This is a genomic window from Mycobacterium helveticum (genome assembly GCF_007714205.1).
Taxonomy (GTDB): domain Bacteria; phylum Actinomycetota; class Actinomycetes; order Mycobacteriales; family Mycobacteriaceae; genus Mycobacterium; species Mycobacterium helveticum.
The window spans coordinates 82,090-103,905 of sequence record NZ_VMQU01000003.1 but is presented as its reverse complement, the minus strand read 5'-3'; the positions used below and the strand labels follow the sequence as shown (position 1 = coordinate 103,905).

Below are 21,816 nucleotides of genomic sequence, written 5' to 3'. Positions count from 1 at the left end.
CTGCAGGGCGTGCCAGAAGATGGAACCCAGGGCGTCCTGTCGCCGCGCGGTCGGGGAGTCGTGCGCGAGCCGGACCGCCAGCGACGAGTCCAGGTAGGTGGGGACGGCGGGGTTGGTTCCCGCGCCGGCCAGTGCGGCGCCGACCGCCGGGTCGAACGGCGCGACCACCACTTGCGGGGACACCCGCCGGGGCGTCGTGTCGGCTGCGTCCGGGAGGCTGCGTCCCGGCGCGCCCGGCCCGTCGTGTACGGCCAGGTCGGCGGCCGCGATGGCGACCGTGCTGCCGTTGACCCCGCTCTCGGTGGCGCTGAGCAGGTTGACCGTGCGGCCGGTCAGCGGTCCGTCCGGCAGCAGCGTGGCGCCGCGGGTGGCGGCCACGTCCAGGATGCGATCGACGATGCCGCCCACGCTGGTGGTGGCGATCGCGCTCAGCCCGGGATCGTTGACGCGTTGCAGCGCGTCCAGGTCGGCCTGGGCGTACGGCAGCGGCGCGACGCAGAGCCGATGGGCCAGGGCGCGCAGCCGGTTCAACCAGGCGATCGCCGCGGCCTGGCCGGTGCCCGGATGCGTCGGGGTGCCCGGCCGCTGGGCGGGACCGTCGGGCGCGTCGGACACCACGTAGCCGGCGGTCATCGCGTTGACGGTGACCAGCAGGTCCGGATCGACGGCCAGGCACAGCGCCCGCCCGACGGCGCCGTCGGGGTCGACGTCGTGGCTGGTGGCGACCTCGGCCGCGGACAGCAGGATGTCCAGCCGCCCGCCGGCGGCCAGGGAGGTGGCCAGCTCGTCGTCGACCAGCCGGACCGGGATGCTGCCGCCGGGAAAACCGGGGGCCAGCCGGGGCCGGTCGGCCAGCGGCCACAGCATGGTGATCCACACGGGTTTGGACGTGTCGGGGGCGACGGTGGAGTCCAGGTCGTCGGCGCGGTCGGGCGGGACGCCGACCACCGGCAACAGGAACCGCGCGTTGTCCAGGCGGGCGGGCGCGCCGTAGTCGGGCGTCCCGTTGACGTTGACCAGCACCGGGTAGATCCCCGGTGCGTCGATGCCGAACGACGACTTCGTCAACGGGCGCAGCGGAGCCGAGAGCGTGAAGCCCGCCCCCTGCCCGCGCTGCAGCTCGGGGGCCACGGTCAGGAAGTCCGACACCGGCTGGTACTGCTCGGTGCCGCCGTCCAGCGAGGTGCGCAGGCCCGTGGAGGCGGTGACCGCCGCGGCGTGCTCGAGCCGGACCATCACGTCGTGGACGGGGCGGTCGCCGATGTTGGTGACCATGCCGCTGACCGTGATGACGGGCGGGCTGGTGGTGGTGACCACGTCCGGGGTGACCTGGTCGATGCGGATACGCACGAACGGCGTGGCTCCGGGCTCGCCGGCCGCCGCGCGGGGCGGGGCGGCACCGGTGAGCACGGCGAAGCCGGCGACGATGGCAACCACCACGGCGAGGCGCATCGAGCCGGCCCAGCAGAGTCGCGGCGCGGTCACGGGCCGGGCCCGTGACCGTTCTTCCGGCCCGTGGCGGGCTTGCCGGCATGGCGGGTCCGCGAATGGGTCTGCGGGCGCAGGCGCGGCGCGCTGGGCGGCAGCGGCGGCAGCGAGGACGGCCCGTCGTTCTGCAGCTTGTCGATCAGCTCGTCGGCCACCTGCGCCAGCCGCCGTTCGTCGGCGTAGGCCAGCCGCGACGGCAGCTCCTCCACCGGCACCCAGGCCACCTCGGCGACTTCGAGGTCGTCGTCGGACAGCTCGCCGCCGGAAAAGCGCATCAGATAGTGGTGGACCGTCTTGTGCACCCGGCGGCCGTCGGTGACGAACCAGTAGTCGATGCGTCCCAGGGCGGCCAGTACGCTGCCCCGGATCCCGGTCTCCTCGGCGACCTCGCGCATGGCCGTCTGCTCGGCGGTCTCGCCCAGTTCGATGTGGCCCTTGGGTAGCGACCACAGCATCCGCCCGCGCCGGTCGACGCGCCCGATCAGTGCCGCCACCTGAGAGTCACGCGGCCCGTCGAGGCCGTCGATGACCAGCCCTCCGGCCGATGTCTCGTGGACCGTGCGCAACCGCTCCGCGCCGCGGCGGGTTGGCCGTCGGTCTGGTTCTCCGACGATGCCGCGGCACCACGACCGCGGCGCCGACCCCGACGCCGACGCGGTTTGGCTTGTTCGCCGTCCGACACCCAAGCGATAGTAGCTGGCACGGGCCGCTGTTCTTGACATACTCGCCGGTTGTCGTCACGGTCCGATCGCGGGATCGCGCCCTCATTGAGCTTTCCGTACCTGATGCCGTTCCCTTGACTCTCGATGCATCCGTATCCGTCCGTGCCGACCCCACCCTCCTGGCCGAACTGCCCTTCCGTCCGGCCGCCTCGGCGACCCCGGTCGCCGGCCGGGGTGAGGCTCGGTGAGATCGCGCCGCACACCGACGCCGTGTTGCCGGTGCTGATCCTGTTGGTGCTCAATGGGTTTGCCGTGGTGGCCGCGATGCGTTCGGCGGGGCGGCCGACGACGTCGCCAGCTCGGCCAAGCGCGGGTCAAAGCGCGCCTATCCCCTTTGCGACAGCCCAGGCCAAAGCGAAGACGATCAGCGAAAGCGGCGCCGACAGGCTGCCGAGGAACATTCCCCGCCCGACCTGACCGACCTTCCCCGGATTCCGCGCGAGAACGGCCGCAATCCCCATGTAGATGAGCACCGCCGGAAGTACAAGCACGATCGAATAGGGCATGAAAAGCCACGTGGTGCCGTTCACGATGAGAACGTGCAGCAGCGTCACCGTGAAGCTCAGGGGACCGTAGCGACTGTTCGCGCGGCCGGCGGCAGAGTCACTCGTCATCCTCGACGCCTTCACCGCAAGATCAGGTAGGCGTAGACGGCACCGCCGCTGAGGACGATGGCCGACGAGCCCGCGATGCTGAGGGAAAGCCCGCGACGAGCAGGCGACGGTGACCGTAGCAGCGCGCCGCTGACCGCCAGCGTGACCACGGTCGTGACCAGCAGAGCCGTCAGCATCCAGGCCCGTTCGCTGCGCCCACTTTCGGTCGTGAACAGCCACTTACCCAACGCCCACATGGCGAGGAGAAGCAGGGCCAAGACGCCTTGGACGACGAATGGCGCCGACACCGTCGCCGTGCGCCACCCCCGGGCGTCCAGGCCGTACCGCCTGACGAAGGATCTCATCCGTTATCGCTCCCCTGTCACTGTGCGATCAGGCCGGTACACCCTCACCGACGGGCAGGGCAAACACCGACGGTGGGTTGGAAGCTGGGCCGAACTGTGTGAGCGGCAACCCAGAAGGCACATCGTATGTGGGATTCCACGCGCCGGTGTCGAACGGCGCGAATGCTTTGCCGCCCAGCGGACCGATGTCGTGGTGGCCGGAGAGGTTGAGGGCAGGCCCCCACGATCTGCCCGACTTCGCGTGGTCGATCAGCGCTGTGAGGGTGCTGCCGTTCGGGAGGTCCTGATACACCTCCATGGACGGGTAGTCGGTGCGAGTCCCGTTGACTTGCACTCCGTCCGGTCCGGGTGTGAACACCAGATCGCCGTTGACGGTGATCGTATGATCGGCAAACGGCCCCGTGGGATCGGCTGTGATGCCCGGGGCGAACGGGTTGCCGGCGTCGTATTTGATCCGAACCGAACCGTCGGGGAGCTGGGTCACGCTGCCCTTGGGTGTGCCGACCTTGACCCTGCCCGGTCCGCCGGTCGAGGTCTCCTCGACGGACGGATTCTGTCGCAGCACCACGAGGCCGTTCTCGTAGTCGATGTAGGTCGCGACCTTCGTGTCCTCCGGGTCGAAATGAGCGTTTGCAACCCTGTTGTTCCCGAGGTCGCGCCGCCAGAACGGAAAGCTGGTCACATCCCGCTGCTCGATCCATTGCGAGACCCGGACCAGGCCCTGCCCGGGCACCGTGCGGATTTTCGCCACTTCGATCTGTGGTCCGGTGCCCTGGAACTTCGGGTCGTAACTGTGCGGGTCGAGGGCGGCCGCTGTCTCCCAGTCGGCGGCCGCAACCGGTTCGCGACCGAAGATCTGCTTGAACGCCTCGATCTGGTTGTGCCGGCGCTCGTCTTGTCCCTGAACGGTTTCCGGTTTGTCGCCGTCGAACCCTTCGATCGGCGCCAGGTCGTAGCCGTCCTGCTTCTGCAAGTTGACTTTTGCGAGGTGCAGTTGCCGCGAATACTGATCCCGGATCCCCTCGACCTTGGTGAGTGACTGCTGGGTGTCACCGATGGCCCGATCTTCGAGTCCGGTGATGTGTTCGTCGAGGAGCCGCCGTTCCACCGCGCTCAAGGCCGGGTCTTTCTCGAGCTCGACGGCTTGCCCCAGCTGATCATCGATGTTTTGCAGCCGGCCTTCGAGAGAAGAGATCGCGTCATTTCCGGAGCGCTGCGCCTCGGCCAGGGCCGCCGCAACCTCCTCCAGATCAACGCCGATCCTGCGAAGCTGGACCACTTGAAGCCCCAGCGCTCTGGTGGCGCGACGAACTTCGAACGAGCCGTTGATCGGGTTACCCCTGCCCCGGTGGGTCCAGGACCTCTGAAAGCGGTCTTGCGCGCGACCAAATGCAGCGTCAGCTTCGGCCGTGGATAGACCTGCGTCGTAAAACGCTTGGGCGAGATCGGAGATTCGAGCCGGCAGCCCGCTTTGCAAGGTCGCATTGACCTTCCACGGATCGCCGCCGGCGAACATGATCAGCGCCGCCTGGCTCATGTACCGAAGCTGCATCGCGTCATCCTTAACGTCACGGCGCCACGCGCCTTCGCGCATGCGACTTCGCAGCCCTCCAATGTGGGGCCGCCCTCCAGTGTGGGTAGGAAAACACCGCCGACCCTCCCTGTCTCGCGTAACGCTACTGGCACCCGGTGGCAGGTCAATTCACTCTTGAGATGCCGGCTCACTCTTGAGATGCCGGCGCAGTTGCCGGAAGCGATTCATCGAGGTTCCGAACACGGAAATCCCGGGAGTTCCGCCTCGGGGATAGCGCTCATCCCAGCCGCGATCGTCGTCCGACTAGGCTGGTCGAACGTGCCTGACGCCGATAACGACCTGCTGACCGCCGCCGCCGTGGCCCTCAATCAGCACGCCCCCATGCTGCGCGAGTTGGGCGCGGCGTTCGAGGCCGCGGGCCGCCAGTTGTACCTGGTCGGCGGTTCGGTGCGGGACGCGCTGCTGGGCAGGCTGAGTCCCGACCTGGACTTCACCACCGACGCCCGCCCCGAGCAGGTCCAACAGATCGTGCGCGGATGGGCCGACGCGGTGTGGGACACCGGGATCGACTTCGGCACCGTCGGCGTGGGCAAGGGCGGGCACCGCCTGGAGATCACCACCTTCCGCGCCGACAGCTACGACCAGGTGTCGCGCCACCCCGAGGTGCGTTACGGGGATCGCCTCGAGGACGACCTGGTGCGCCGCGACTTCACCGTCAACGCGATGGCGGTGCGCGTCACGCCCGCGGGTGCGGGCGAATTCCTTGATCCGCTGGGTGGTTTGGCCGCGCTGCGCGAGCAGGTGCTCGACACCCCCGCCGCGCCGTCGGTGTCCTTCGGCGACGACCCGTTGCGGATGCTGCGCGCCGCGCGGTTCGTGTCGCAACTGGGCTTCACCGTGGCCCCGCGGGTACGGGAGGCGATCGGCGAGATGGCCCCGCAGCTCGGCCGGATCAGCGCCGAGCGGGTGGCCGCGGAACTGGACAAGATGCTGCTCGGTCAGGACCCGGTCGCCGGCATCGACTTGCTGGTGCAGACCGGGATGGGGCAGGTGGTGCTGCCCGAGGTCGGGGGCATGCAGATGGCCATCGACGAGCATCACCAGCACAAGGACGTCTACCAGCATTCGCTGACGGTGCTGCGGCAGGCGATCGCGCTGGAGGATGACGGCCCGGATCTGGTGCTGCGCTGGGCGGCGCTGCTGCACGACATCGGCAAACCGTCCACCCGCCGGCACGAGGCCGACGGCGGCGTGAGCTTTCACCACCACGAGGTAGTGGGCGCCAAGATGGTGCGAAAGCGGTTGCGGGCGTTGAAGTTTTCCAAGCAGATGGTCGAGGACGTCTCGCAGCTGGTGTTTTTGCATCTGCGGTTCCACGGCTACGGCGACGGCAAGTGGACCGACTCGGCGGTGCGCCGCTACGTCACCGACGCCGGTCCGCTGCTGCCGCGGCTGCACAAGCTGGTGCGCGCGGACTGCACCACCCGCAACAAGCGCCGGGCCGCGCGCCTGCAGGCCAGCTATGACCGGCTGGAGGCGCGGATCGCCGAGCTGGCCGCGCAGGAGGATCTGGCCCGGGTGCGTCCCGACCTGGACGGCAACCAGATCATGGAGCTGCTCGGCATCCCGGCGGGCCCGCAGGTGGGGGAGGCGTGGCGCTTTCTCAAGGAGCTGCGGCTCGAACGCGGGCCGCTGAGCACCGAGGAGGCCACCGCCGAGCTGCTGTCCTGGTGGCAAGCGCGCGGGAACCCCTAACGGTAGGCCGGCGTCGGAGTAGTCGTGGACTACTGCCTCGGTGGTGACGACGGCACGGCGGCGATGCTGCACGGCACACCCGACCTGGACCTGGACGGCGACGGCCACTTCGATGCGGTGGGCGTGGATCTCGACGGCGACGGGCTGCGCGACGACGCGCTGGCCGACCTCGACGGCGACGGTGTGGCCGACCATGCCCTGCTCGACGTCGACAACGACGGCAGGCCCGAGGCGTCGTTCACCGACGACGGGACCGGCACGTGGTCGGTCGCCGGGCACCGGGACGGGCAGCTGCGCTGGTACGGGCTCGACGGCGTGCAGCACACCGGCGGCCCGTTGGTGGACTTCGACGGGCGCGGCGGCGCCGACGACCGGCTGTTCGACACCGACGGTGACGGGGTGGCCGACCGCGTGTTGTGCCCGGGGGAGAACGGGGTGACCGGATACGTCGACACCGACGGCGACGGCCACTGGAACGTGCGGCTGACCGACAGCGACGGTGACGGTCTGGCCGACGGCGCCAGTCCGCTGTGAGGGCCGCTCGTCGTGAATTGATCGGCACCGGCGCCGTGATTAGCCTGGTCGGCAGGCTTGCCGCCGCGGTCAGCAAGGCGCGGAGGCGGAAAGGGGGGCCACGATGTTCGTCGACCCGGGATTGCTGCAGCTGGGGGCCAAGGAGTCCCACCGCGCCGGAGCGCACGCCCGCGACGGGGCCGATCACCTGGCGCGGGGGCCGGTTGCGGCGGGCATGTTCGGGGACTTCGCCGCCGCCGATGCCTTTCACGAGGCACTGAGCGCGGCCCGCGACGCGCACGCGAGGAGCTTGCAGGCCCACCACGACGCGCTTGCCGCTGTGGGCGCCAAGGCGAATTACGCCGCCACCGAGTTCACCGCAATGGACGAGCGCGGCGCCGAGGAGCTGCGCGCGGTGCGGGGCAATTCGGTCGCGTAGTTGTCCGGACCACGCGTATGGTGAGCCGATTCGGCGGACGGCTGCCCGGAGTGGAATAACCGTGCCGCTACTGTGATTGCTGTGACAAGTGACCACGGTTTTGGGTAAGCATCTTCGGCGATGGCCTGCCCGGCTTGCGGTTGCGGTGCTGATCGCAACCGTCTTGGTGCTTGGGGGGTGTTCGGCGAGGCTTCCGTCCGGGCACCAGGCCAACAAGCCCGAGCAGCCGCTGTCCGATGGGCAGTCCATCGCACAGGTGGTCGCCGCCGCCAAGCAGATCGCCAAAGTGTCTCGGCTGCAGGATGTTTCGGGAAGCTATCGCTGGGAATCGTGTAATGACCAGGGGGAGAAGCCGTATCGTGGCCGCCTGGACATGACGTTCGTCGTGCCGCAGGGTTCCGATCACAGCGCGTACTTTCAGCGGATCGCCAATACGATGGAGTCCAACGGCTGGTCCGCGGGCCCGCCGCACGGGCAGCACGCCTCCGGCACGGTGATCCACCAAGACGATGTGATGGCCAGCATCGGCATCAGCCCGTACCCCGACGCCGACGGGTCGGTGAAGCTTCTGGGCCAGTGCCGCAACATGAATGACCATCGCCGTGACAGCGGGTTCAGTGTGACGGACCAGCTGGTTGGGGGATGAGGTGGGACGCGGGACCCTTTGCCGTGCTCGGCCACACATCGACTGAAAGGGGCATGGTTACCGCGTCCCCGCGGCCGAGTCTTTGGCCGATCGCCGCGCCCAGGTATTAAATTAGTACCCAAAATGTGCCCACGGCCGTGCGGTCTTGTCCCGGGTCGACTTGCGCGAGCAGAACCGGGCTACCCCAGCGTTCCGGTACGGGCAGTGTCGGCGATTCGTACTCATCCCGGCGGGCATCATCATCACTCGAACAACGGGACAGCTGTCACGCCTCTGGTGCACACTCTTAGCGGGAGAATGATGACGACCTCGGATGACAACGATGCCGATCAGCCACCGACCGCAGCGGCAGGCGACGGTGACGCGACCACCTTCGTGCCGCCGCCGACGCAGGCCGCGCCGGAACTCGCGTGGTCAAACGCGGACGACGCTGGGTTTATTCAGCGCCAGTTGTGGCGCCTGACGTGGGGACACGTCGCGGTGCTCCTTGCGTGCGCCGGCGTCGTGGCGCTGACGATCAGCTTCGTTGCGTGGGCGTTGACGCGGATGCACGAGAACACCACTAAGCCTCAGCCCGCGACGAACCCGTCCACGACGTTGGCCGAACTGCCGCACCCGATATGGATGCCGCGCACCACGCCACCGCCGGAACGCACAACCGCCCAACTACGCATCAACAGCAGCCTGCCCGGAACTGATGACCTCGGCTGGACCGCTTACCCTGCGGCACGCTGCGATTCGGGAACCAAGCCGGCCGCAATGGGGCGCACCACGCAGTCCGTGGTGGTCGTCTGCGAAATCCAGCCCGGCAACTTCTACTATCGCGGCGTCCGGCTCAGCGACGGCGCGAGCATCGAACTGGCGAACGCGGTGGACTCCTCGGCAGGCTTCGACGCAACAAACCCAACAGACGGGACCGTCTACCGAATCCGGCCAACGAGCCTGACCATTGCGCCGCCGGATGGACCGGCGTCCTCCGAGCCGATGCTTGAGTACGCATCCAACTGAGCAGCGGCGTTATGACCTTACCTCCACCACTCCCACCGCCGGGTTGGTATCCCGATCCGAACGGCGCTCCAGCTCAGCGGTATTTCGACGGCTCGAACTGGACAGATCAACTCGCACCGCTGAGTATGCCCATGGTTGCCTACCCGGTGATTCAGGGCGGCCCAATGCCTCCGTCCAAGTCGGCCGTAGCCGCCGGGCTATTGCAAATCTTCTTCGGCACCTTCGGGGCCGGGCGCTTTTACATCGGCACTACGGGTACTGCGGTCACACAATTGGTGCTGGGCCTAACGGGACTGTTCTTCACGTTGTTCTGCCTCATCGGCATTGTGCTTCTGGTGCCGCTTTGGATCTGGACCTTGTGGAGGGAATCATGATGTTCGCTGGCGCAATCCCCGATGCCTACGGCCGAAAGTTGCAGTGAAGCGCCGATCGTCTCCGCGGGCCCGTCCTCCTAAGCGCTAATGCTGTCTGGTGACATCGCCTCAGGCCAACGATTAGCCTTGCTGGGGTGACGACCCCGCACCCGCCAGCTTCTGCTCAGCCGACTTCACCCCAACAGATGCTCGGACAGCGATCGAATGGCGGCATCGTTCTCGCCCTTGCCGCTGTTGGCATCATTGCGGTGACCGCGCTCGCAGTGGGAATAGTCGACCTCACTCGGTCGACTGCGAGTCCCGCAAGTACAGGTTCGTTACCCGCTACCCGTTCGTCGACATTTACTCCTCAGCAAGCAGCTAATGCAAAGAAGAATCTTTGTGATGTATATCAGGTAGCGGCACGATCGGTTAAGGAGGAGACAAACGGCAGCGACGTCGCTTTAGCGCGGATTTCGCTGACGAATGCGGCCGGCATGCTTTACGCAGCGACAGACAATCCAGCCTTGGACGGCAGTGAGCGAGATGCCGCTCGGAAGCTCGCTGACGCGTATCGCAACGGAGTTGCAATTGCTAGCGCGTTCGATAAGGACTCGTCGGTTTTCCAGGCCTCGGTGGACGAAGTAAACCGCGCCGACGCGCCAATGGCTGCTATGTGTCGATAGCGGCATATGCACTCTTTGAGGGTGTTATCCGCGCATCGGCCGACCACTCACGGTGCACTAGCTCGGCGTGGAGGGTTGAAGTACCTACGGTTGGTTCCAAACCAAGTCGAGCGCCCCTTCTATGACTATGACGTGCTAGGTGCTTTGAAGGCGGGAACCGCCACGCCTGCTTGGCCGGCCTGGAAGCTTGACGGTAGGCGTCTAGGGAACGCTCTCACCCCGTGGAAGCGTAGGCATCGAAGCCGCTGAATGACCAGGCTTGGCTTCCGAACGGCAGAACACGGCCTTGGTGATTTGCCGCCGCTTCGCGGACGTCCCAAGATGGATAGTCCAAGGTGCACTGAGAACCCGACGATCTGCGGGTTGCCTGGAAGATATGTGAGTGGGGCTTATGGCGGGAGACTTGCCGTCCGGAAAGTACACCGCCGCCCTCGTGGGCGCATGGTGGCCGCAACCGTCGTCGACACTGCATGCGGCAACTGAGCATTGGCGGTCGCAGCAACAGCAGCAGGAGCACTATGCCCACGAACTGCATAAAAAATGGACACAGTTAGCGTCAGAAAATCAGGGGCGCACGGTCGACGACCTTGTATCGCGCTTCCAACAGGGTGAGAAACAGCACCTCGACCTAGTCGAAAAATATAGAATAAAAGCCAGCTCCTTTGAGAGCGCTGCAGGGGCAATTGATTGCTTGCGCGAAGGGCTTAGAGGAGTCGCTGACGATTACAACGAACGAATCGCAAGTATCGAGAACTCGAAAGAACCGGCCCTTGCGAAAGCGGCAGAAATCGAAAGGCTCATCGCCGAGGCAAATGGGTTCGCCGGATACAAGTCTGGAGCAACGGTCGCTACGATCATGGACGCCGCTCAAAGAACCCTCGCCGCCGAGGGATTCGCGATGTCACCGCAGCAATTTTTCCAAAACGGGTTGGCTGGAGATGTCAAGGACCAACCCGTCAGCACCGGCTACGGGGCCACACACCGTGGAGGCAGCCATGGTGCTGCTGCAGCGGGAGAGGGTGCGGGCGGACATAGCGTGGGCCCGCCACACTTTGCGGAGGCGCCGGAGGGTGATGCGGCTGGTGCTCACGGCGCGGGCGTCATCAGTGGAGGCCCGCCGATTACCACCCCGTCCGGGGGTGTATGCGTACCCGGTGGTTCGCTAGCGGGCCCGCCGCTACCGGGCATGGGCGCCCCTCCCTCAGCCTCCCTAGGCCAAGGCCTGTCGCCCAACTCCCTCGGCCAGTCCTTCGCGACCGGAATGGCAACCGGTCAGCCAGCGAGTGCCGGCGCGCAATCGTTGTCCTCGGGCGCGATGCAGGCGATGGGAACAGGGTCGGCTCCGCCGCCGCAGGCCTCGCCACCGCTGGCGCCGCCCGTCACGCCGTCCATTCCCGTGGTCGGTGGTGAATCGTTCACTCCCGCGGGCAGTCCCATAGACGCAGCGACGACCTCGTCTCCGCTGGCACCGACGACCGGCGGCGGTGTGCCGGTGGCGCCCGCGGTGATGACCGGTGGTTCGTGGTCGGCGCCTGCGGCGCCGGTCGCCGGCGGGCCTGTCGCCCCGGTCGGACCGCTGCCCGCCTATGGCTCGGATCTGCGGCCACCGGTGGTCGCGCCCCCGGCGATGGCCTCGGCCCCGACTGCACCGGTGCCGGGGGCCCCGGTCGCGCCGTCGGCGCCGTCGTCCCCGTCGGCGGGCGGGGCGATGGTCTCTCCGGTGGAACGGGCCGCCTCCCCAACCGCCGCGGGGCAGGCGGGCCCGAGTTCCTCGACGTTGGCAGGTGCGTCGGTGTCGGCCGCGACCGGGGCGACTGCCGGCGCGGTTTCCAGCCGGGCCGCCGAACAGCAACGCCTACAGCGCATGGTCGATGCGGTGGCACGCCAGGAACCGCGTCTGTCGTGGGCGGCCGGGCTACGCGATGACGGCGCCACGAGCCTGCTGGTCACCGATCTGGCCGGCGGGTGGATTCCGCCGCACGTCCGCCTGCCCGCCCACGCGACGCTCCTCGAACCGGCGGCGCGGCGCGCCGATGTCAGCGTCGTCGACCTGTTGGGGGCCGTAGTGACCGCGGCCGCCCACGAGCCCGACGCCTACGTCGCCGAGCCCGGCCCGGACGCACCGATATTGAGCGGTGACCGGTCGGCGCGCTCCGAGGCACCCCAGATCGACGAGCTCGGGCCGAGCCTGGTGGACGCCGTGCGGCGCCGCGACGGTCTGCCGCGGATAGCGCTGGCGGTTGCGGCGCCGGCGGTGCGAAAGACGGGTGTGCTGGAAAACGAAGCCGCACTCTTGCGCGCATGCGTAACCGACGTCCGGCACTCGTTGTTGAGCGCATACCCGCGTCACGACGCGGCGGCCGTGGCGGACTGGATGCTGCTGGCTGCAATCGAGGCGCTCGTCGACGACCACGAATACTTGGCGAATTACCACCTGGCCTGGTTCAACGCGTATACCCGCCGCGGCGTCTCTTAGGCCATCTGCCTTGGCCGACGTGAATACCGTAAGACGCGTGCTGTGCCAAGATGGCGAAGACGGCCGACTATGCGTGACGCGGGCTAGAGGCTCGGAACGGCAGGGGAGGTGAAGATATGACCGGAGACAGTCCCGCACCCGGAGCCCCGGGCCCCAACTTTCCGCCCGGCACCACGATCAAGATGACGCCGGATACCTTGTCGCAGGCCCTGTACGGGGTACCGCTGCCGCCCCCGATCGCGCCGACCCCGCCGCCCCCGCCCGGAACCTCACCCGCCGATGCGGCGTCCAGCGCTCTGGTTGCCGCAAGCAACGCCGGTGTGCCCGGTGACGCCGCTTCCAGTGCCGAGGCAGACGCGGACCGCCGGGCACACGCGGCGGACGCGCTGGCGAAATTCCCTGCCAATGAAGCGAATTCAGCGCAGCAGATGCAAGCGGTCGGGGCGCAGGCGGGCGGTCAGCAGGGCATGCAAATGGTCCAGCAGATGGCCTCGAGCGTCACCGGTGCGCTCACCGGCGTCCTCGGCGGTGTCATGGGACCGCTCACGCAGCTTCCGCAGCAGGCCATGCAGGCGGGCCAAAGCGCGATGCAACCGCTGATGAGCGCGGTCCAGCAGGCCTCTCATGGTGCCGAGGCGCTGGCGGCCGGGGATCCGACACTTGTGGACAGCCTCGGTGCCGACCCGCAGGCCGGCGGCGGCGGCGGTGGTGGTGGTGGGATCGGCGGTGGCCTCGGCGGCACCACCCCGGCCGGCTCACTCGGTCCGCCGCCCGTGCCGGGATCGTCGCCGCCAACCACTCCTTCGGGGGCACCGGCGAAGCCGGCCGCGATCACACCGACCGAGGGCGCCACCCCGACCAGGGGGCCCGCGGGGATGACCGGCATGCCGATGATGCCGGGTGCGGCGGGCGCCGGCGGGGACGGCGGCAGCAAAGACAAGCCGGCCGAAAAGCGGGTTTCGGCGCCCGGGGTGCCCAACGGCCAGCCGGTCAAGGGCCGCCTGACGGTACCGCCGCCGAGCGCGCCCGTCGCCAAGCGCGGCGACGGCAAACCGAGCGTGGTAACCAACCGGCCCAATCGGCGGATCGTGATCATGCCGACCGAGGACGAGGCGAAGGAATAACATCGCCACCCCGAAAACCAGTTCAATGGCGGTAACGAGCGCAGTCGACGGCACCGACGGTGAGTGGTCAGCCGCAGCCGACGGCAGTAGTCTCGCGACGGAAACCCGACCGGATCGACCGGGCTGGGATCGCCGGTTACAGAAAAGAGCTCCGCCGTCTCATTCATGCTGTTGAGTGATGGTGCCGGCGGGAAAATGTGGGAGTTGTCCGGTATGGATGCGGTGCGCGGGGGCGCGACGACAGCACGGGGAGGGCGGGGAAGTCTTTGACCGGTCCGCTGATCGCCGAAGCCGTGGCGGCCTTGGCCCGCGGCCATTCCCTTTTCGCCGGAGAAGTTACCGGCGGCGATGTCGGTGATGTGCCCGCGCGAATTCGCGCCCATGCCGCTGCGATTGCAGCGGCGCGCAATATCCGGGCCGCGGCCGACCGGTCGAACAGCTCCACGCAAAGGCTGCGCGGCCTCGCCGACACCGACGGCGAGCTCGACCGGATCGTTGCGGCGGCGCGGGCCGACCACACGCACGCCAGGGCGGCGACTCGAATGATCCTGGCCGCCGCCAGGGCCGACGCGGCGCCGGGTGCCGACACCCCGGTGGGCCGGCGCGAGGCGGTCACCCGGATGGCGGCGCTGCTCCGAGCGCAGCACCGACACCTCACGCGGTCGCGGCTGCGGTCGCGGGTGTTGGCGCATCGGCTCCGCCGACTGCGCTACCTGCAGCAGCGACGCCACCATGCGGGCGGGAGCGGCCGTGCCGCCGTGCAGGCGGCGATCGGTAAAGCCCTGGACATCAAGGGCATTCATGATCCCGTTGCGCGTGCTCGCTGGAGGCGCGGCATGGAATTGGTCGCTCGACGCGAATCCGGCTACAACGCCGGCGCGGTGAACAACTGGGATGCCAACGCGGCCAACGGCACGCCGAGCAAAGGAGCGTGGCAGTTCATCGCGCCGACGTTCGCGGCGTATCACGAACCAGGAACGCCGACCGACATCCACGATCTGGTGGCGCAGGCCTGCGCGTTCATCAACTATGCGCGGGGCCGCTACGGGGTCGCCGCCGATGCGTCGAATCTGGCCGATCGGATCCGGCAGGCCGATCCCCGCCGATCGCCCAGGGGGTACTGATGCCGCTGAGTTTGTCCAATCGCGACCAGAATTCCGGACACCTCTTCTACAACCGGCGGCTGCGGGCCGCCACGACGCGCTTCTCGGTGCGGATGAAGCACGACGACCGCAAGCAGACCGCCGCACTGGCGTTGTCGATGGTGTTGGTGGCTATTGCCGGCGGCTGGATGGTTCTGCTGAACGTGCTCAAACCAACCGGCGCGGTGGGGGATTCGGCGATCATCGGGGACCGTGAGTCGGGCGCGGTCTATGCCCGCATCGACGGCCGGCTGTATCCGGCGCTGAACCTGACCTCAGCGCGCCTGGCGACGGGATCGGCGGCGCAGCCGACCTGGGTCAAACCCGCCGAGATCGCGAATTATCCGTCTGGACCGCTGATCGGGATCCCGGGAGCGCCGGCGGCCATGCCGGTGAACCGCGGCGCGATCTCGGCGTGGGCCGTGTGCGATACGGCGGGCCGCCCGCGCAGCGGGGACAAACCGGTGGTGACCTCGATCGCGGGCCGGCTCGACGGTGGTGGCCGCGCGACACCGCTGCGCGGCGACGCCGCAATGCTGGTCACCTTCCAGAGCGGCACGTACGTGATCTGGGACGGCAAGCGCTCACGGATCGATCCGAGCAATCGGGCGGTCACTTTGAGCCTGGGGCTCGATCCCGGCGTCACGTCCCCCGTCGAGACCTCGCGGGCGCTGTTCGACGCGCTGCCGGCGACCGAGCCGCTGAGCGTGCCGCAGGTTCCCGAGGCGGGCACGCCGTCGAAATGGGTGGTGGGTTCCCAGGTCGGCGCGGTGCTGCAAGCCCAAACCGCCGGCGGCGGGAGCCAGTTCTACGTCCTGCTGCCCGAGGGGGCGCAGAAGATCAACAGTTTCGTGGCGGATCTGCTGCGCAGCGCCAACTCCTACGGGTCGACGGCGCCGCGGGTGGTGACCCCGGACGTGCTCGTCAACACCCCGGAGGTCAATTCCCTACCGGTGGACTATTACCCGACCACCCGGCTGAATTTCATTGACTCCGCGGCGAATCCGACGACATGTGTGGGGTGGGAGAAGGCCTCGACGGATCCGCAGGCCCGGGTGGCAGTCTACAACGGGCGAGGCCTTCCGGTCCCCGCGTCGATGGACGAACGTATCGTGCACCTCGTCCGTGATGACCGCGACCCGGCGTCGGTGGTGGCCAACCAGGTGCTGGTGCTACCCGGGGCGGCGAACTTCGTGACATCCACCAGCGGGGTGATCACCTCCGATTCCCGGGAGTCGTTGTTCTGGTTGTCTCCCAACGGGGTTCGGTTCGGGATCGCCGCCGAGGACACGACGCTGCGTGCGCTGGGACTCGACCCGGCCGCCGCGGTACAGGCGCCGTGGCCGCTGCTGCGGACCTTCGCTGCGGGACCGGCCTTGTCGCAGCAGTCGGCACTGGTGGCTCGGGACACCGTTCCGGCGTTCGGAAAGGCGGCCGTGGTGACGACAACAGCGAGAGCCGGAGGCTAGAGGTGTCGAAGAGGGCGTTTGCCATCAACCGGCTCAAGATCGAGCCGCCGAAACCGGTTCGGGTGGCGCCGAGCGCGCCGATCGCGCTTCCGGAACGCGAGCCGCGCAATATCTGGGTGATGATCGGCGTGCCGGCGCTGATCGTGGCGCTGATCGGCACGGTGGTGATGCTCTACGTCTCGGGTGTGCGGAGTTTGACCACTGGCTTCTTTCCGCTGATGGGCATCGGCGCCTTCAGCATGCTGGCCTTCTCCGGGCGGTTCGGGCGTGCACGCAAGATCACCTGGGGTGAGATGGAACGTGGGCGTCGCCGCTACCTGCGCGACCTCGACGGCAACCGGGACGAGATCCAGACCGCGGTGTGCGCCCAACGCGAGTGGCAGCACGCGCTGCATTCCGACCCGCAGGGACTCGGGGCGATCATCGGCGGCCCACGGATGTGGGAGCGCGGCCGCGCGGACGCCGACTTTCTGGAGGTGCGGCTGGGCACCGGCGTGCAGCACGCCCCGGACTCGGTGTTGTCGGTGACCTGGCCCGACATCTCCTCCGACGAGGAACTCGAACCCGTCACCGGGCAGGCGCTCCGCGATTTCATCCTGGAGCAGCGCAAGATTCGCGACATCGCCAAGGTCGTCAACCTGCGGTCGGCGCCGGGATTCAGCTTCGTGGGCGACGACCTGGACCGGCTGCGGTCGCTGATGCGCTCGGTGTTGTGTTCGCTGGCGGTGTTCCACAACCCCCACGACGTGAAACTGATGGTGGTGACCCGCAATCCGGACGTGTGGTCCTGGATGGTGTGGCTGCCGCACAACCTGCACGACGAGCTGTTCGACGCATGCGGCTGGCGCCGGCTGGTATTCGCCACCCCGGAGGAACTCGAAGAGGCCTTAGGCGCCGAGTTGCACCTGAAGGGCAAGCGCGGCGCATGGACGCCACCGGTGGCGGCGAGCCCGACCGCGATGGGCTCGGCGTTGGAAACCGGGCAGGGCAAAGACGCGAGCGACCTGGGACCGCACCTGGTGATCGTCGACGACAACACCGGCAGCCCCGACGCCTGGGAGAGCGTGGTCGGTCAGGTCGGCAAAGCCGGCATCACCGTGCTGCGCATCGCATCCCGGGTAGGCACCGGAGTGGGATTCGCCGACGACCAGGTCTTCGAGATGCGCGAGCGGCACGGCGCGCCAAAGGTTTCGGTGAACGGCCAGCAGAGAGCCCCGCGAAACGGATCGGACTCCGACGATGACGACAACCGCACACCGCCGCTGCTGCGGTTCCGGGGCAAGTTCTTCGGCCATGCCGATCAGCTGCCGCTGCACCGGGCCTACCGTTACGCGCGCGCGATGGCACGCTGGTCGCCGACCAGCCGCAGCGACGCCGGCGACTCCGCCACCGGAGCCACGGAATTGCTGCGGGCGCTGGGCATCGGTGACCCCAGGGCGCTGGATGTCGACCGGCTGTGGGCCGAGCGGCGCGGCCGCGGCGACGAGCGGTGGTGTGAGATCCCCGTCGGCGCCAAACCCAACGGCGAGCTGCAGAACATCATCCTGCGGGCGAAAGACTTCGGCGGCTTCGGTTTTCACTCGGTCGTGATCGGAACCAGCGGCTCGGGCAAGTCGGAATTCTTCCTGTCGCTGGTCTACGGGATCGCGTTGACGCATTCCCCCGAGGCGTTCAACGTCATCTTCGTCGACATGAAGTTCGAATCGGCGGCACAGGACATCCTGGGCATCCCGCATGTGGTGGCCGCGCTGTCGAACCTCGGTAAGGACGAGCGGCACCTGGCCGAACGGATGCGCCGGGTCATCGACGGGGAGATCAAGCAGCGCTACGAGCTGTTCACCTCGGTGGGTGCGCGCGACGCCAACGACTACGAAGAGATCCGGCTCGCCGGGCGCGACCTGCCCGCGGTGCCGGTCTTGCTGGTCATCGTCGACGAGTACCTGGAGTTGTTCGCCAACCACGAGAAGTGGATCAACCTCATCATCCACATCGGGCAGGAGGGCCGCGGCGCCAACGTCTTCTTCATGCTGGGCGGACAGCGGCTCGACCTGTCGTCGCTGCAGAAAGTCAAGTCCAACATCGCCTTCCGCATCGCACTGCGCGCCGAATCCGGTGACGACAGCCGCGAGGTGATCGGCTCGGACGCCGCCTACCACCTGCCGTCGAAGGAGAACGGTTTCGCGCTGCTGAAGGTGGGACCGCGCGATCTGGAACCGTTCCGCTGCTTCTACCTCTCGGCGCCGTTCGTGGTGCCGAAGACGGCGCGGGTGGCCACCACCGTCGACATGACCCTGACCAAGCCGCGGCTGTACAACTGGCAGTACCAGCCGCTGGACGCGGGTGACGCCGCGGCGTTGGAGGCCGCCGCCGCCGTGGGTGCCGAACCCGACGAATTCCTGTACTACGAAGACGGTTTCAAGCGCAAGAAGATCGTCGACGTGCTGCGTGAGTCGCTGCACGGCGTGCCGCACCGCGCGCCACGCCGCCCATGGCTGGAACCGCTGGAGGACCCCGAGCCCGTCGACGTGCTGGTGGCAGGATACCGGGGCAGGCCCTGGCACGTCGACTACGGCCGCAACCCGGGTCTGATGTTCCCGGTGGGCGTGATGGACATCCCCGAGGAGTCGCGGCAGGTCGTTTACGCGGTCGACGCGCTGCGCAGCAACATCGTCGTGGTCGGGGCCAAGCAGCGCGGCAAGACCACCACCTTGATGACGCTGATGTGCTCGGCCGCAACGATGTACAGCCCGGCAAGGGTGACGTTCTTCTGCATCGGCGGGGCCACCATGGCGCAGGTGGCGTCGTTGCCGCACGTCACCGACATCGTGTCGCCGAAGGACAACGAGGGCATCGAACGCATCCTGAGCAGCATGGACGCGCTGATCGACGCGCGTGAGAACTCGTTCCGCCACCTCAAGATCGACCTCGACGGCTTCCGCGAGCGCCGGTTCGGTCCCGGCAGCGACGGCCTGGGCGGCACCGATCCCACCGATCCGTTCGGCGACGTGTTCGTGGTCCTCGACGACTACGACGACCTGTACTCGAAGGACACCCTGTTGGGGGACCGCATCATCTCGCTGAGCAGCCGCGGACCCGAATACGGCGTGCACGTGATCTGCAGCGCGGGCGGCTGGATTCACGGGCAGCGCCAGAGCCTGCTGCAAAACGCCACGGCCCGAATCCAATTGCGGTTGGCCGACCCCAGCGAGAGCCAGATGGGGCACTCGTCGATCGAGTCGCGGGAAGCGGCGCGGCGAACCCTGAACCGGCCCGGCTTCGGACTGACCGACAGCTTGCACGAACTGCGCGTCGGCGTGCCGGCGCTCGCGGATCCCGCGAGTGGCATGCTGGTGGGTATCACCGAGGTCGGCGGCCGCATCGCCGAGGTCGCCGGAGTGACCAAGCACGCGACGCTGCAGCGCCTGCCGCAGCGCGTGGAGCTCAGGGCGATCCTCGACTATGAGGCCGCCCACCCGAGCGGGGACGACCTGTCGATCGCCTTCGCCATCGGCGAGCGCCACGAGTTGGGCCCAGTTCCGCTGAAGCTGCGGGAAAGCCCCGGCCTGATGATCCTGGGCAGGCAGGGCTGCGGAAAGACGTTGTCACTGGTGGCCATCGGGGAGGCCGTCATGAGCCGGTTCAGCCCCGACGAGGCGCAACTGACGCTCATCGACCCCAAGACGGCCCCGCACGGCCTGCGGGACCTGCACGGCCCGGGTTACGTGCGCGCGTACGCCTACGACCAGGACGAGATCGACGAGGTGATCACCGAGCTCGCGCAGCAGGTCCTGTTGCCGCGGTTGCCGCAGAAAGGCTTGAGCCAGAAGGAGTTACGGGCCCTCAAGCCGTGGGAAGGGCCACGACACTTCGTGCTCATCGACGACGTTCAGGATCTGCGCCCGGATCAAAGCTACCCGCCCAAACCGCCGGTGGGGGCGGCGCTGTGGAAGCTGATCGAACGGGCCCGCCAGATCGGGTTGCACGTGTTCACGACCCGTAACAGCTCGAACTGGGCGACGCTGCAGATGGATCCGTGGATGCGGTTCCAGAACTCGGCAAAGGTGACGCAGCTCTACATGGACAACGACCCGCAGAACCGGATCAACCGGGCCGTCCGCGCCCAGGCGCTGCCACCCGGACGGGGCCTGCTGCTCAGCGCCGACGGGGACGTCGAGGGCGTCCTGGTCGGGATGCCGTCGACGGCTGTCGCGCCCCCGTGAGCCCGCATGCCGCGCTGAGCGGTTTGCTCGCGGCCCGCAGTCCCGCGGTGTATTTCGACGCCAAGATCGGCGACTCGATCCTGACGCTGCCGACGGTGGCCGACTTTGAGGCCGCGTTCACCGCCCCGATCACCATGATCGGCCCGAAGGTGGCCTTCGACCTGTGCTTCCGGGAGGTGAGCCCGCGCCATGTGGAGATCCCGGGATTCCATCCGGGCGGGCTGCCCCCGTACCGGCCGCCGGACTTCGATGTGCTGGCAGCCCAGATCGGTCCCGTTGACCTGTTCATCAACACCACGGTCTTCGGCTGGCCGTCGGACACCGGGCAGGCGCTTCGGCGGCGACTTGCTCCCGCGACCAGCATCGGCTTCACGAACGACTACGAGGACTACGACGTCGTCGTCCCGAAGGAGGCGTGTCACACGGTCGACCTGCTGTTCAAGTTGGCGCAGCTGTTCGATCCCGCGGCCCGGGCCGACCCGTACTCCCAGCCGGTGCCCCTCCCGCTCTCCGTACAGCAGGAAGCCCGGGCGATCCGGGCCGCGGTGCCCGCCGCGGTCAAGGTGCTCGTCGTGCACGCCGATACCGATTGGTCAGAGAAGCGTTGGCCGGTAACCAGGTTCATTGATCTGCTGGACCGGTTTTTGGCGCGTCACGACAACTTCGTCGCCTGGGTCGTCGGGATGGGACACGAGGAGCTCAACGTGGGGCACGAACGTGACCGCGTCATGCCCCGCCTCGGGCTGCCGTTGGACCTGTCGATGGGCTTGGTGGCCGAGGCGGACCTGTTCCTGGGAATCGACTCGTGCATGCTGCACGCCGCCGATCTGGCGCGGGTTCCCGGGGTGGGGCTTTTCGGGCTGACGCGCTCGACGACGTGGAGGTTCAGGTTCGGGCCGCACCGGCACATCGATCGGCGATCGACGGGGGATATCACCGTGGCGGAGGTGCTCGGCGCGATGGAAGACCTCGCGCAACAGCATGCCCTAAAACCATGCCTTCGGAATTGGACACCGAAAGCTGCATGAGGCCCTCGCGAACCATGTAGAAACCTGTCGATGATGTTCCTTTACGGAACAGCACCTGGCCCGAGGGCAGGAAGATCGCGCGGCTCTGTGCGGCCAGGAAGTCCACGTGTGCGGCGTCCAGCCCGTCGAACATGGGTGCAGACGCAATAGCTTGCCGCAAATCGTTATTCATCGAACCTCGACTCGTCTTCCGCTGTTAGCCATTATTGCCTCAGCATGAGCATTGCCGGTCACCGGGTGATTTCCTCTCCGAGG

General features: G+C 67.9%; 16 protein-coding genes and 3 pseudogenes. 14 read left to right on the top strand and 5 right to left on the bottom strand.

Going from position 1 to position 21,816, the window contains the following annotated elements; translation table 11 throughout:
• The 5 genes and pseudogenes from FPZ47_RS01425 to FPZ47_RS01405 all read right to left on the bottom strand — a co-directional run.
• A pseudogene (locus tag FPZ47_RS01425) lies at window positions 1-1,452 on the bottom strand (hypothetical protein); the annotation flags it as partial.
• A gap of 29 nt (window positions 1,453-1,481) precedes the next feature.
• Window positions 1,482-2,170, bottom strand: a pseudogene (locus FPZ47_RS01420) (NUDIX hydrolase).
• Between the two features lie 354 nt (window positions 2,171-2,524).
• Window positions 2,525-2,824 carry a hypothetical protein gene (locus tag FPZ47_RS01415; protein ID WP_144954545.1) on the bottom strand — a complete coding sequence of 100 codons (300 nt, stop codon included), beginning with the start codon at window positions 2,822-2,824 and terminating at the stop codon, window positions 2,525-2,527.
• A gap of 11 nt (window positions 2,825-2,835) precedes the next feature.
• Complete coding sequence (locus FPZ47_RS01410; RefSeq protein ID WP_246133507.1) at window positions 2,836-3,168, bottom strand: hypothetical protein; 333 nt, start codon at window positions 3,166-3,168, stop codon at window positions 2,836-2,838.
• A 28-nt stretch (window positions 3,169-3,196) separates the two neighbouring features.
• On the bottom strand, window positions 3,197-4,720 hold the full coding sequence (locus FPZ47_RS01405; protein WP_144954524.1) for a putative alpha/beta hydrolase: 1,524 nt from the start codon (window positions 4,718-4,720) through the stop codon (window positions 3,197-3,199).
• A 300-nt stretch (window positions 4,721-5,020) separates the two neighbouring features.
• Here FPZ47_RS01405 and FPZ47_RS01400 point away from each other — a divergent pair, with 300 nt between their 5' ends.
• From FPZ47_RS01400 to FPZ47_RS01340, 14 genes and pseudogenes are all read left to right on the top strand, one after another.
• Window positions 5,021-6,457 carry a CCA tRNA nucleotidyltransferase gene (locus FPZ47_RS01400; protein WP_144954522.1) on the top strand — a complete coding sequence of 479 codons (1,437 nt, stop codon included), beginning with the start codon at window positions 5,021-5,023 and terminating at the stop codon, window positions 6,455-6,457.
• A gap of 24 nt (window positions 6,458-6,481) precedes the next feature.
• On the top strand, window positions 6,482-6,991 hold the full coding sequence (locus FPZ47_RS01395) for a pullulanase (RefSeq protein WP_144954518.1): 510 nt from the start codon (window positions 6,482-6,484) through the stop codon (window positions 6,989-6,991).
• 103 nt (window positions 6,992-7,094) lie between these two features.
• Complete coding sequence (locus tag FPZ47_RS01390; protein WP_144954515.1) at window positions 7,095-7,409, top strand: DUF2563 family protein; 315 nt, start codon at window positions 7,095-7,097, stop codon at window positions 7,407-7,409.
• 88 nt (window positions 7,410-7,497) lie between these two features.
• Window positions 7,498-8,055, top strand: coding sequence for a hypothetical protein (locus FPZ47_RS01385; RefSeq protein WP_144954512.1), 558 nt, complete (start codon window positions 7,498-7,500; stop codon window positions 8,053-8,055).
• Window positions 8,056-8,259: 204 nt separating this feature from the next.
• Complete coding sequence (locus FPZ47_RS01380; RefSeq protein WP_144954509.1) at window positions 8,260-9,063, top strand: hypothetical protein; 804 nt, start codon at window positions 8,260-8,262, stop codon at window positions 9,061-9,063.
• Window positions 9,064-9,074: 11 nt separating this feature from the next.
• Window positions 9,075-9,173: pseudogene (locus FPZ47_RS30540) on the top strand (DUF2510 domain-containing protein); the annotation flags it as partial.
• 21 nt (window positions 9,174-9,194) lie between these two features.
• On the top strand, window positions 9,195-9,437 hold the full coding sequence (locus tag FPZ47_RS01375) for an NINE protein (protein ID WP_168209322.1): 243 nt from the start codon (window positions 9,195-9,197) through the stop codon (window positions 9,435-9,437).
• Between the two features lie 134 nt (window positions 9,438-9,571).
• Window positions 9,572-10,102 (top strand): hypothetical protein, encoded by a 531-nt coding sequence (locus FPZ47_RS01370; protein ID WP_144954504.1) that lies wholly within the window; start codon window positions 9,572-9,574, stop codon window positions 10,100-10,102.
• Between the two features lie 1,324 nt (window positions 10,103-11,426).
• Window positions 11,427-12,578, top strand: coding sequence for a DUF5631 domain-containing protein (locus FPZ47_RS29165; protein ID WP_246133506.1), 1,152 nt, complete (start codon window positions 11,427-11,429; stop codon window positions 12,576-12,578).
• Between the two features lie 116 nt (window positions 12,579-12,694).
• Window positions 12,695-13,702, top strand: a complete 1,008-nt coding sequence (locus FPZ47_RS01360) for a hypothetical protein (protein WP_210419802.1) — start codon at window positions 12,695-12,697, stop codon at window positions 13,700-13,702.
• A 266-nt stretch (window positions 13,703-13,968) separates the two neighbouring features.
• Complete coding sequence (locus tag FPZ47_RS01355) at window positions 13,969-14,826, top strand: transglycosylase (RefSeq protein WP_144947927.1); 858 nt, start codon at window positions 13,969-13,971, stop codon at window positions 14,824-14,826.
• On the top strand, window positions 14,826-16,313 hold the full coding sequence (gene eccB / locus FPZ47_RS01350; RefSeq protein ID WP_144947929.1) for a type VII secretion protein EccB: 1,488 nt from the start codon (window positions 14,826-14,828) through the stop codon (window positions 16,311-16,313). The genes FPZ47_RS01355 and eccB overlap by 1 nt, the downstream gene beginning before the upstream one ends.
• A 2-nt stretch (window positions 16,314-16,315) precedes the next feature.
• Window positions 16,316-20,533: a type VII secretion protein EccCa gene (gene eccCa / locus FPZ47_RS01345; RefSeq protein WP_144947932.1), complete on the top strand. Its 4,218-nt coding sequence runs from the start codon at window positions 16,316-16,318 to the stop codon at window positions 20,531-20,533.
• Window positions 20,530-21,561 carry a glycosyltransferase family 9 protein gene (locus tag FPZ47_RS01340; protein WP_144947934.1) on the top strand — a complete coding sequence of 344 codons (1,032 nt, stop codon included), beginning with the start codon at window positions 20,530-20,532 and terminating at the stop codon, window positions 21,559-21,561. Before eccCa ends, FPZ47_RS01340 begins: the two co-directional genes overlap by 4 nt.
• Window positions 21,562-21,816 lie beyond the last annotated feature (255 nt).

What these genes read in the sequence shown, in the direction of transcription:
- eccB (WP_144947929.1), top strand. Translation starts at nt 14,826, where the DNA reads ATGCCGCTGAGTTTGTCCAATCGCGACCAGAATTCCGGACACCTCTTC.
- FPZ47_RS01360 (WP_210419802.1), top strand. Translation starts at nt 12,695, where the DNA reads ATGACCGGAGACAGTCCCGCACCCGGAGCCCCGGGCCCCAACTTTCCG.
- FPZ47_RS01375 (WP_168209322.1), top strand. Translation starts at nt 9,195, where the DNA reads ATGGTTGCCTACCCGGTGATTCAGGGCGGCCCAATGCCTCCGTCCAAG.
- FPZ47_RS29165 (WP_246133506.1), top strand. Translation starts at nt 11,427, where the DNA reads ATGGGAACAGGGTCGGCTCCGCCGCCGCAGGCCTCGCCACCGCTGGCG.
- FPZ47_RS01390 (WP_144954515.1), top strand. Translation starts at nt 7,095, where the DNA reads ATGTTCGTCGACCCGGGATTGCTGCAGCTGGGGGCCAAGGAGTCCCAC.
- FPZ47_RS01405 (WP_144954524.1), bottom strand. Translation starts at nt 4,720, where the DNA reads ATGCAGCTTCGGTACATGAGCCAGGCGGCGCTGATCATGTTCGCCGGC.
- FPZ47_RS01415 (WP_144954545.1), bottom strand. Translation starts at nt 2,824, where the DNA reads ATGACGAGTGACTCTGCCGCCGGCCGCGCGAACAGTCGCTACGGTCCC.
- FPZ47_RS01410 (WP_246133507.1), bottom strand. Translation starts at nt 3,168, where the DNA reads ATGAGATCCTTCGTCAGGCGGTACGGCCTGGACGCCCGGGGGTGGCGC.